We start from the raw sequence: 11,564 nt of genomic DNA on the forward strand, positions 1-11,564 counted from the left end.
ATGGCCATTGTAAAAATGAAAAAACTCCATGTGATGGCGATGGCCGATCAGCGGGAAGAACTGCTGAGAGAACTGCTGCGTTTGGGCTGCGTGGAGATCAGCGAACCGGACGACAGGCTTGCAGATCCTGACTGGTCGGCATTGCTGGAGCGGGACCGTTCCAAGCTGGTGTCTACCAAAAACGAAATTGCCGGTGTTGATACGGCACTGTCGGCGATTCGAAAGTATGCGCAGCTAAAGGACGGATTGTTTATCAAACGGCATCCGATTACCGAACAGGAGTTTTTAAGTGCCAGTACCACGGAGGAGGCCAAAGAGGTCAGCAGCCAAATCAACCTCCGGCTGCAGGCGCTGACACACCTGCAAAGTGAGGAGAGCCGCCTTCAGGCCCGTCAGGCCAGTCTCTCTCCGTGGCAGTCGTTAGATATGCCGCTGGAGATGGAGGGAACAGAGCACGTTTTGCTCCGACTGATGGTTTGCCCGGGCACAACGGATATTGGCAGCGTGAAAACGGAGCTTGCTGCCTCAGGCGCGGCGGCAGAGCTGCTGGAGATCAGCGGGGATAAACAGCAGCGGTATGCGTTGCTGATCTGTCACCGTGCGGATGAGGAGTGTGCGCTGGAGGTTCTCCGCCCACGTGGATTCAGTGTGACCTCCTTTCAGAATGCCAGTGGTACCGCGGCGGAGAATTTGCAGCAGATAGAACAGCAACTGGCAGAAAACCGAAAACAGCAGGAAACGGCTGCGGCGGATATTACCGCCTGTGCCGGTGCCCGGGATGCACTGCGGGTATATGCAGATCGCCTGAATGCGGAGGCTTCTAAGGAGAGCTCAGCAGAACGGCTTTTGACCGATGGAACCATTGTCTTTTTTGAGGGATGGGCTCCGGAGGAGAGCATGAACAGGGTGGAAGCCCTGATGAAAGAACTGGGCTGCGCCTGGGAGGCAAGAGATCCGACGGAAGAGGAAATCCCCGATGTGCCGGTGAAGCTGAAAAACAATTGGCTGACAAAGCCGCTGAATATGGTGACGGAGATGTACTCGCTCCCAACCTATGACAATGTGGACCCCAATCCCTTGATGGCGCCATTTTTCATTCTGTTTTACGGCATCATGATGGCAGATATGGGCTATGGCCTGCTGATGATGCTGGCCGGGTTCCTGGTGACCAGGAAGTACCATCCCAAGGGCACCATGGGGAATATGTTCCGCCTGGCGGGGTTGTGCGGAATCAGCACCTTTATCATGGGTGCGCTGACCGGCGGCTTTTTTGGAGACTTCCTGACCCAGGTGGTCAAGCTGACCACCGGCGGAGATTTTGCCCTTCCTGCCCTGTTTACGCCGCTGAATGACACCCTGATGATTTTGATAGGCGCCATGGCTCTGGGCCTGGTGCAGATCATCACCGGCATGGCTATCAGCTTTGTCCGTAAAATCAAGCGGGGTCAAGTGATGGACGCCATTTGGGAGGAGGTTACCTGGTGGGTGGTCTTCGCCGGAATCGGCTGCATGGCGCTGGGTGTGACCAACATCGTACTATATGTGGGCATTGTCATGGTTTTGGTGGGTTCGGGATGGAATGCCAAGGGATTTGGCAAGATCACCGCAATCTTCGGATCCCTGTACAACCATGTGACGGGCTACTTTGGAGATATCCTTTCGTACTCCCGTCTGATGGCGCTGATGCTGGCAGGCAGCGTCATTGCCCAAGTGTTTAATACACTGGGCGCCATTCCCGGCAATCTTATCATTTTCATTATCATTTCCCTGGTGGGAAATGCACTGAACTTTGCCCTGAACCTGCTGGGCTGCTATGTCCATGACCTGCGTCTGCAGTGCCTGGAGTATTTCGGCAAATTTTATGAGGACGGCGGTAAGCCATTCCGCCCACTGGCAATCAATACAAAATACGTGGATGTTGAAAATAACTAAGGAGGAAATTTATCATGGGATTCTTTGAAGCATTCGGTGGTCTGGCCCTGGCGCTGCTGGGCGCCGGTCTTGCAGCAGTTCTCCCCGGTATTGGTTCCGCAAAGGGTACCGGCATCGCCGGCGAGGCAGGCACGGGCCTTCTGTGCCAAGACCCCAGCAAATTCGGCAAGGTCATGATCCTGCAGGTTATTCCCGGCACCCAGGGCCTGTATGGCCTGGTGGTGTGGTTCTTTGCCATTTATTCTATGGGCCTTTTGGGCGGCGCACTGCCCGATTTGACAATCCAGCAGGGGCTGCAGTATTTCGCGGCCTGCCTGCCTATGGCATTGGGCGGCCTGTTCTCCGCAATTGCACAGGGCCGCGTGGCAGCAGGATCCATCAACATTCTGGCCAAGAAGCCCGATGACTGGTCCAAGGGCATGGTGCTGTGCATCACCGTGGAGTTTTACGCCATTTTGTCCCTGTTGGCTTCCATGCTGATGATCATCAATATCGCCTGACCCCAGAGAAAGGGGACACAACATGAACGGAATCGAGAAAATTACAGCGCGCATCGATGAGGAGGCCCAGGCGGAGATTGACCGCATCCTGACGGATGCCAGGGCCAGGGCCGACGAAATTGCCGCCAAGTATCAGGCTCAGGCGGATGAGGAGGCAGCTGCTCTGGCTGCCCGAAACGAAAAATCCGCCGCAGAGCGAGAGGAACGTCTGGTAAGCGTGGCACAGATGGAGTCCCGGAAGGTGCTTTTGGCTGCCAAGCAGGAGATGGTGGAGAAGTCCTACGCCCTGGCGCTGGAAAAGCTCTGCGCTATGGCGGATGCGCAGTACGTAGAGGTGCTGGCTGCGCTGATGGTGCAGGCATCCTCCACCGGCCATGAGGAAGCGGTCTTTTCCAAGAAGGACCGGGAGCAGGTGGGCGAAGCTGCCGTCAAACGGGCCAATGAGCTGCTGCAGGGCGGTCGCTTGACACTCTCTGAGGAGACCCGTGGTATCACAGGCGGCTTTATCCTCAAGGAGGGCAATATCGAAGTCAACTGTACCTTCGAAACGCTGGTGCGCCTGCAGAAGGCGGAGACTGCGGGAGCAGTGGCAGAAAGACTGTTCCCGAAAGGCTAACAAGGAGGAAGTGTCTTGTCGAAAACAATCAAAGACACCGATTACCTGGTCATCTCCGCTCGGATCAAGGCCATGGAAACCGGCCTTTTGACCCGGGAGCGGATGGAGCAGATTCTGGAGGCCCGCAGTGATGAGGAAGCGGCAAAAATTCTTCAGGAGTGCGGCTACCCGGCGCTGGATGCCCGGGATCCGGAGGCGCTGGATGCGGCGCTGTCCGCGGACCGGGAGGAGATGCTGGCCGACTTATCGGATGGTGCGCCGGATACCAGGTATATCGAGCTATTCAAACTGAAATATGACTACCACAATGTCAAGGCGCTTCTAAAGGCAGAGGCGATGGGCACCGCACCGGACGGCATGCTGATGGATATGGGCCGGGTTCCGGTGAAGGAGCTGCAGGCAGCCGTCAGATCCGGTGAGCTGGACAGCCTGCCGCCGCTGCTGGCCCGGGCGGCCGAAGAGGCCCGGGAAGTATTGAACACCACCCGGGATCCCCAACTCTCTGACACTGTTCTGGATCGCTGGTGTTACCGGGATATGGCGGATCTGGCAGAGCAGACGGGAAGCGAATTCCTGAAGGGATATGTGCAGACGGTTGTGGATGCGCTGAACCTGCGGACGCTGGTGCGGGCCATCCGGATGGGAAAGAGCGAGGAGTTCCTCCGCGGCGTTTTGCTGGAGGGCGGCAGTGTCGCCGCCGCATCCATTTTGACGGTCTGTGCCAACCGCGGCAGCGGGCTGAACGACCTGTATGGGCCGACGCGTTTTCAGGCGGCGGCCGAGGCCGGGACAGCGGCGCTGAAGGGCGGCGCATTGACAGAGTTTGAGAAACTCTGCGACGATGCGGTGAGTGAATACCTCGCTGGAGCGCAGATGGTGCCCTTCGGCGAGGCGCCGCTGGTGGGCTATCTGGCGGCACGGGAGACCGAGTACACCAATCTGCGGATTCTGCTGATGGGACGCGGTGCCGGCCTTGCGCCGGAGGTGATCCGCTCCCGTCTGCGGCAAAGCTATGTATAAGGCGGTGCAGGCATGGCAGTCATGTATCAGATCGCCGTTGTGGGCGATTGGGAGTCTGTGATGGGCTTCCGGGCTTTGGGGCTGGACACCTATCCTGTCACCTCTGTGGAGGAGGCGCGGAAGACGGTTCATGAGCTGGCAAAGACCAACTGCGCAGTGATTTACCTTACGGAACAGCTGGCAAAGGACATGGAGGACGTGCTCTCCCGGTACAAGGACGAGCTGCGGCCGGCCATCATTCTTATCCCAGGCCGGGAGGGATCTCTGGGCATTGGAAAGGACCATATTCAAAAGGCCATTGAGCGGGCAGTCGGAGCCGATATTCTGTAAAGGATATGGACTTGCTCCCTGTGAGAAACAGCCTCGGAAGAGAATTTTCCAAGGAAGAAGGTATTCTATTTTGAGCGGTAAAGTTGTGAAAGTATCCGGACCGCTGGTTGTGGCAACGGGCCTGAAGGACGCCAATATGTCCGACGTGGTCCGTGTCGGCCCCCAGCATCTGATTGGCGAAATTTTGACAATGAAGGGCGACTCCGCCTCTATCCAGGTCTATGAAGAGACCTCCGGCCTTGGCCCCGGCGCCGAGGTGATCACCACCGGCGCTCCCATGAGTGTGGAGCTTGGCCCCGGCATGATTGAGGGCATCTACGACGGAATTCAGCGCCCGCTGGAAAAAATTGTGGAGAAGGTTGGCCCCTGCATTACCCGCGGCGTAGAGGTTCCCGCCATCGACCATGAGAAAAAGTGGGCCTTTACGCCCATTGCGGCTGTCGGCGCCCAGGTGATTGGCGGCGATATCATCGGCACCGTGCCGGAGACAGAGGTCGTGCTCCATAAGATTATGGTGCCGCCGAATCTGAAGGGCACCATCACGAAGATTGCCCCGGCAGGGGAGTATACGGTGCTGGACACCATCGCCACCCTGAAGACCGACGACGGCAGGGAAGTGGAGCTGGCCATGGCCCAGAAGTGGCCTGTCCGAATTGGACGGCCCTATCAGCATAAGTATCCCCCCAAGCGCCCCTTGTGCTCCGGCCAGCGGGTTATCGATACCATGTTCCCCATTGCCAAGGGCGGTACGGCGGCTGTGCCCGGCCCCTTCGGATCCGGCAAGACCGTGGTACAGCACCAGCTGGCCAAGTGGTCCGATGTGGACATTGTGGTTTACATCGGCTGCGGCGAGCGCGGCAACGAGATGACCGACGTACTCCGGGAATTCCCGGAGCTGAAGGATCCACGTACCGGTGAATCCCTGATGAAGCGGACAGTGCTGATTGCCAACACTTCCGACATGCCCGTGGCTGCCCGTGAGGCGTCTGTTTATACCGGCATTACCATCGCCGAGTATTTCCGGGACATGGGCTACGACGTGGCCGTCATTGCCGACTCCACCTCCCGCTGGGCCGAGGCGCTGCGTGAGATGTCCGGCCGTCTGGAGGAGATGCCCGGTGAGGAAGGCTATCCCGCCTATCTGGCTTCCCGTCTGGCCCAGTTCTACGAGCGGGCTGGCTCCGTGGAGTGCATCGGATCCGACGAGCGACGGGGCAGCCTGACCGCCGTCGGCGCCGTATCGCCTCCCGGCGGCGACCTCTCCGAGCCTGTCAGCCAGGCCACGATGCGGATTGTCAAGGTATTCTGGGCGCTGGACGCCTCTCTGGCCTATAAGCGGCATTTCCCGGCCATCAACTGGCTGAATTCTTATTCTTTGTATCTGGATTCCCTGAAGCCCTGGTTTGATGAGAATCTGGGTGCGGATTTCATGGAGAACCGCGGCCGTGCCATGAGTATTCTGCAGAGCGAGGCCAGCTTGAATGAGATTGTGCAGCTGGTGGGTAAGGACGCGCTGTCTCCCACCGATCAGCTGACGCTGGAGGTGGCCAGAATGGTGCGTGAGGACTTCCTGCAGCAGAATGCCTTCATGGATGTGGACGGCTTCTCCAGCTACGATCGGCAGGAAAAGTTGCTGGCTATGATCCTCAATTATGAGGATTTGTGCCGCGGCGCCATTGAAAAAGGTGCCGGCGTCATGAAGCTGTTTGACATTCCGGCCCGGGAAAAGATTGGCCGTGCCAAGAGTGTGCCGGCTGAAGAATATGAGAAGGTCTATCAGCAGATTGAGACGGAAATGTCTGCGGAGATCGCGGCTGTGGCCGCTGAGGGAGGTGAGGACGCATGATCCGGGAATACAGAACGGTTGAGGAGATTGTCAGTCCTCTGATGATGGTCCGCCAGGTGGAGGGCGTCACGTATGATGAACTGGTAGAAGTTCAGCTGCACGATGGATCCATCCGCCGGGGCAAGGTATTGGAGGTCAACGGTGACACCGCCGTGGTACAGCTGTTTGAGTCCGCTGCCGGCATCAATCTGGCGGACGCCAAGGTTCGATTCCTGGGCCATCCGCTGCAGCTGGGTGTGTCCGCCGACATGCTGGGCCGCGTGTTTAACGGTATGGGTGAACCCATCGACGGCGGTCCGGAGATCATTCCGGAGGAATACCGGGATATCAACGGTCTGCCCATGAATCCGGCGGCCCGGGACTATCCCAATGAATTTATTCAGACTGGCATTTCCACCATCGACGGTCTGAACACCCTGGTCCGCGGCCAAAAGCTGCCGATTTTCTCCGGATCCGGCCTGCCCCATGCCAATCTGGCGGCCCAGATTGCCCGTCAGGCCAAGGTGCGGGGGGATGAAGCCAGCAACTTCGCCGTGGTGTTTGCCGCCATCGGCATCACCTTCGAGGAATCCGAATTCTTCGTCAGCGAATTCCGCCGCACCGGGGCCATTGACCGGACGGTGCTGTTCTCAAACCTTGCAAACGACCCGGCCGTTGAACGTATCAGCACGCCCCGTATGGCCCTGACTGCCGCTGAGTATCTGGCCTTTGAAAAGGGTATGCATGTATTGGTCATCATGACCGACATCACCAACTATGCAGAGGCCCTCCGGGAGGTTTCTGCAGCCAAGAAGGAAGTTCCCGGCCGCCGCGGTTTCCCAGGCTACCTGTACACGGACCTGGCCACGCTGTATGAACGGGCCGGTCGTCGGCTGGGCTGCCCTGGCTCTATCACCCTGATCCCCATCCTGACCATGCCGGAGGATGACAAGACCCATCCCATTCCCGACCTGACCGGCTATATCACGGAGGGGCAGATTATTCTGAGCCGGGAGCTGTACCGCAAGGGCATCCATCCTCCGGTGGATGTGCTGCCCAGCCTGAGCCGTCTGAAGGATAAGGGCATTGGCGAGGGCAAGACCCGGGAGGATCACGCCAACACCATGAACCAGCTGTTTGCGGCCTACTCCACCGGCAAGGATAACAAGGAGCTGATGAGCATTCTGGGTGAGGCCGCCTTGACACCTACCGATCTGCTGTACGCCAAGTTTGCCGATGAGTTTGAGAAACGGTATGTCAACCAGGGCTATGAGGAAAACCGCTCCATTGAGGAGACGCTGGATCTTGGCTGGGAGCTGCTTTCCATTCTGCCCAAGGCAGAACTGAAGCGCATTAAGCCCGAGTATATTGAAAAATACTGGCCCAAGAAAAACGAAGCGCAGTAAAGGAGGGGGTACCCAATGGCAAATATTACGGTAAACCCCACCCGTATGGAGCTGACCCGCCTGAAGGGAAAGCTGAAAACTGCCCAGCGGGGCCACAAGCTTCTCAAGGACAAGCGGGACGAGCTGATGAAGCAGTTCCTGGATACCGTGCGGGAGGTAAAATCCCTCCGCGCTGAAGTAGAGGCGGATCTGATGACAGTCCACAAGTCCTTTACCGTGGCTTCGGCCCTCATGAGCTCCGAGGCCATGGAGCAGGCATTGCTGTATCCGAAGCAGAGTGTGGAGCTGACGATGAACATGAAGAATATCATGTCCGTCAATGTTCCGGTCTATGATTTCCAGACAAAGACGAAGTCCGACTCCGACATCTATCCCTATGGCTTTGCGGCAACTTCCGGCGAGTTGGACACCGCCGTGGACGCACTGGGAAAGGTATTCCAGAAAATGCTGAAGCTGGCGGAGATCGAAAAGTCCGCACAGCTGATGGCGGAGGAAATTGAAAAGACCCGCCGCCGTGTCAACGCGCTGGAGTATGTGATGATTCCCAACACACAGGAGGCCATCCGCTACATTACGATGAAGCTGGATGAAAATGACAGATCCACTACGACCCGCCTGATGAAGGTGAAAGATATGCTGCTGAAAGAGGCCATTGAGGAGCAGCGTGCCAGGGATGCCGCGGCCATGGTACGATTTCAGGAACAAGAGTCTTGACAAGAGAAACAAGAAGCGGTACAGTTTTTCCGAACTGTACCGCTTTTTTGATTTCATAGTTGAAAAAGGAGAGAATTACCAATGTATTGTGTACATCCCATTTTGCCGGATCTATTCTGGGTGGGGGCCTCTGACCGGCGCTTGGCCCAGTTTGAAAATGCCTTTCCTATCTCCCGCGGCGTCAGTTACAATGCCTATCTGCTGATGGACGAGCAGACCGTTCTGCTGGATACAGTGGACAAGGCCGTTGGAGAGGTGTTTTTCGAAAATCTGGAGCACGTTTTGAACGGCCGGGAGCTGGACTATATTGTGGTGAACCATATGGAGCCGGATCACTGCGCCACTTTGACGGAGACCCTGCGCCGCTATCCTCAGGCAAAGGTGGTAGGCAATGCCAAAACGCTCACCATGATTGGCCAGTTTTTTACCTGTGATCTAACCGATCGGGCCATGACTGTGAAGGAGGGCGACACCCTGGTCACCGGGCACCACACCCTGACCTTTGTAATGGCCCCCATGGTACATTGGCCAGAGGCCATGGTAACCTATGACACTACGGATAAGATCCTTTTCTCTGCCGATGCATTTGGAACCTTCGGTGCCATTAACGGCAATTTGTTTGCTGATGAGGTGTGCTTTGAACGGGAGTGGCTGGATGACGCCCGCCGGTACTACAGCAACATTGTGGGCAAATATGGAATGCAGGTGCAGTCTTTGCTGAAAAAAGCTTCCGGACTGGAGATTGCCTGCCTCTGCCCCCTGCACGGTCCTGTGTGGCGGAAGGATGTCAACTGGTTTGTGGACAAGTATCAAAAGTGGAGCACCTATACACCGGAGGATAGGGGCGTTGCTATTTTTTGCGGCAGCGTCTATGGCCACACAGAGAACGCCGCCGAAATTCTGGCTGCCTGCTTGGCAGAGAAAGGCGTAAAGAACATCCGGCTGTTCGATGTGTCCGTTACCCATGTCTCCGAGCTGGTGAGTGAAGCCTTCCGATGCAGCCATCTGGTGTTTGCATCTGCTACATACAACAATGGGATTTTCACTCCCATGGAAAACCTGCTGCTGGATTTGAAAGCGCACAATCTGCAAAACCGCACAGTGGCCATAGTGGAAAACGGATCTTGGGCTCCACAGTCTGGAAAGCTGATGCGGGAGATTCTGGAGAACATGAAGAATATAACGCTGCTGGAGAATGCCATCACCCTGAAGTCCTCTGTCAAGGAGGAGCAGCGCGCGGCACTGGAAGCTTTGGCAGATCAGCTGGCCGCCGATATTTTAGGATGAGTCCCATCTGCGCAGGATAAAAAAAGAGCCGCTTCGGGTACTCCTGATAGGGGTATCTTCGGGTGCGTCCTCGGAATTAGGCGGACAGCGCGTCAGCGCTGTCTACCTTTTCAGTTGTTTTCGCAAAGAATGGATCTTCTGCTTCATTCAGGTCAAAACCTCTGAACCGGATGCGTACCATTTGCGGCGCATGCCTGGAATATTTAACTTCTTTTTCGTAGACGATGATTTTGGACACAAATACCCGCAGTAGCTCGGGAGTCAGTTCGGTCATGTCTGTGTACTTTCTGGCCTTGGCGATGAAGTTCCTGGCATTCGCTACGCTGCTCCGCAGCTTTTCCAGCCTCTCGATTGCTGCAGGAATGGCTTCCGCCAGCTGCGCCTTCTCCTTGGAATACGCTTCAGACAGTAATCGGAACTGCTCATTGCTTACCCGTCCGAGAGCGCTGTCCTCATACATACGCTTGAATACCGTGTCCAATTCAGCGTCGCACTTGCGCATGGCGGACAGTTCACGCTCCACCATCTTAATCTCCTTCGCTACTTCTGTGGACTGCTTTTGCTGGATGTATTCCGCGAACTTTTCAGGATAATTTCTGGCGAACTCCGCTGTTCTGCGAATGGTCTCCAGCACGATCTCCTTGATCGCCACCTCCCGGATGTAGTGGGCCGTGCAGACAGCCGAGCCTTCCTTTTTGTAGGTTCGGCAAGTAAAGTTGGTCTGTTCAGGCTTCATCGTGTGCGCCCGGTGCAGCACCATGGGTTTGCCGCAGTCTGCGCAGTACACCAATCCAGAGAACATATTCTGCTCGTCCATATTCGTGCGGCGGCGTTTGTGGGAACGCACTTCCTGCACGATGTCCCATGTCTCCTGATCTACCAGCGCCTCATGTGTGTTCTCGAAGATGAGCCATTCAGATTTTGGACGCTCACGCTTCTTTTTGTCCTTGTAGGACTTCGTGCTGTAGCGCATGTTGACCGTATGGCCCAGGTACACCATGTTCTCCAGCAAATCAGCCACCATATCGCTGGTCCAGTTATAAGGTCGCTCGGTATTCAGACCGGAGTGGGAGATGCCATATTTTGTGTAAGCATACATAGAGGGAGAAAGGATCTGTTCCCCTTTGAGCTGCCGTGCGATCTGTGAGGGGCCAAGGCCGCTTGCACACATGGCAAAGATCCGCCTGACGATCTGTACGGCTTCGTCATCCACCACAAGAGGACCGTCCTTGATCTCATTTTTACGGTAGCCGTATGGAGCACGGGTGCTGAGGCGAACTCCGCATAGATGCAGCAATGGAAAACTGCGAGATTTGGGTCTTCAGGATACGGAATTATGTGCCCTCGCCCAGAAGTTCACAGAGAATGCGGATCAGCTCTAATCCGCTTCGGAACGCATAGGTGTCATTATTCTTTGCGTTGACCAGAACACCCTGCACACTTGCGTGCTGTCGGGAGTAAACGCGGATATAAAAATTGGCCAGTTTTCCTTTAGGCGCTCGCAGCGTCTCCATGGAGTAAAATGGAGGTTGCCTTGAAAGCGGCGCATCATCCACAGCCTTTTCCAATGCCTTTTTTGCGCGCTTTCGTTTCTTTTGGATCGGAACAGCCTTGCTCAGTTCAACATACGACTGAGGCATCTTTGCTCTTTCCATAACGGATTCCACTAAAATGAGCAGACGATCCAGACTGGAAAAAGGCGTGGCATCCTCAAAGTAGAAGTTATACAGGCAGCCGGAAGCAAGCCTGTTTTCGAAGGAATCGATGCTGATGATCATGGTATTGCAATATTCCGGCCATCGGCCACCATCGCGGGGGATATCGTCCTCCGAAATGTATTTTGGTGTCAGGAACTCGTCCCCCACCACAATGCATTGTTCACTCATGGACACACCTCACCCTCTGAAGAATTCTGCCGCCTGGGAATAGCTTTG

General features: G+C 56.1%; 11 protein-coding genes. 9 read left to right on the top strand and 2 right to left on the bottom strand.

What is annotated here, in order from left to right; genetic code table 11:
• The 9 genes from BMZ81_RS02030 (at position 1) to BMZ81_RS02070 (ending at position 9,630) form a co-directional block, all read left to right on the top strand.
• On the top strand, positions 1–1,932 hold the full coding sequence (locus BMZ81_RS02030) for a V-type ATP synthase subunit I (RefSeq protein WP_091128055.1): 1,932 nt from the start codon (positions 1–3) through the stop codon (positions 1,930–1,932).
• 14 nt (positions 1,933–1,946) lie between these two features.
• Positions 1,947–2,432: a V-type ATP synthase subunit K gene (locus BMZ81_RS02035; protein WP_091128057.1), complete on the top strand. Its 486-nt coding sequence runs from the start codon at positions 1,947–1,949 to the stop codon at positions 2,430–2,432.
• A 22-nt stretch (positions 2,433–2,454) separates the two neighbouring features.
• A complete protein-coding gene (locus tag BMZ81_RS02040) occupies positions 2,455–3,048 on the top strand; it encodes a V-type ATP synthase subunit E (RefSeq protein WP_091128059.1) in 594 nt (197 codons plus the stop codon).
• A gap of 15 nt (positions 3,049–3,063) precedes the next feature.
• The gene (locus BMZ81_RS02045; RefSeq protein WP_091128062.1) at positions 3,064–4,068 is read left to right on the top strand and encodes a V-type ATPase subunit; all 1,005 of its coding nucleotides are present in this window, start codon (positions 3,064–3,066) and stop codon (positions 4,066–4,068) included.
• A gap of 12 nt (positions 4,069–4,080) precedes the next feature.
• Positions 4,081–4,398: a V-type ATP synthase subunit F gene (locus BMZ81_RS02050; RefSeq protein ID WP_177187161.1), complete on the top strand. Its 318-nt coding sequence runs from the start codon at positions 4,081–4,083 to the stop codon at positions 4,396–4,398.
• A 67-nt stretch (positions 4,399–4,465) separates the two neighbouring features.
• Positions 4,466–6,244: a V-type ATP synthase subunit A gene (locus tag BMZ81_RS02055; protein ID WP_091128383.1), complete on the top strand. Its 1,779-nt coding sequence runs from the start codon at positions 4,466–4,468 to the stop codon at positions 6,242–6,244.
• Complete coding sequence (locus BMZ81_RS02060; RefSeq protein WP_091128063.1) at positions 6,241–7,629, top strand: V-type ATP synthase subunit B; 1,389 nt, start codon at positions 6,241–6,243, stop codon at positions 7,627–7,629. The genes BMZ81_RS02055 and BMZ81_RS02060 overlap by 4 nt, the downstream gene beginning before the upstream one ends.
• A 15-nt stretch (positions 7,630–7,644) precedes the next feature.
• Complete coding sequence (locus BMZ81_RS02065; RefSeq protein WP_091128066.1) at positions 7,645–8,343, top strand: V-type ATP synthase subunit D; 699 nt, start codon at positions 7,645–7,647, stop codon at positions 8,341–8,343.
• An 81-nt stretch (positions 8,344–8,424) separates the two neighbouring features.
• The gene (locus tag BMZ81_RS02070) at positions 8,425–9,630 is read left to right on the top strand and encodes an FprA family A-type flavoprotein (RefSeq protein ID WP_091128067.1); all 1,206 of its coding nucleotides are present in this window, start codon (positions 8,425–8,427) and stop codon (positions 9,628–9,630) included.
• Positions 9,631–9,706: 76 nt separating this feature from the next.
• Here BMZ81_RS02070 and BMZ81_RS02075 read toward each other — a convergent pair whose 3' ends face one another.
• Positions 9,707–10,846 (bottom strand): recombinase family protein, encoded by a 1,140-nt coding sequence (locus BMZ81_RS02075; protein WP_091128069.1) that lies wholly within the window; start codon positions 10,844–10,846, stop codon positions 9,707–9,709.
• 118 nt (positions 10,847–10,964) lie between these two features.
• Positions 10,965–11,516 (bottom strand): hypothetical protein, encoded by a 552-nt coding sequence (locus tag BMZ81_RS02080; RefSeq protein ID WP_091128072.1) that lies wholly within the window; start codon positions 11,514–11,516, stop codon positions 10,965–10,967.
• Between the last annotated feature and the right edge of the window lie 48 nt (positions 11,517–11,564).

The organism is Oscillibacter sp. PC13, from assembly GCF_900115635.1.
Lineage (GTDB): Bacteria > Bacillota > Clostridia > Oscillospirales > Oscillospiraceae > Oscillibacter.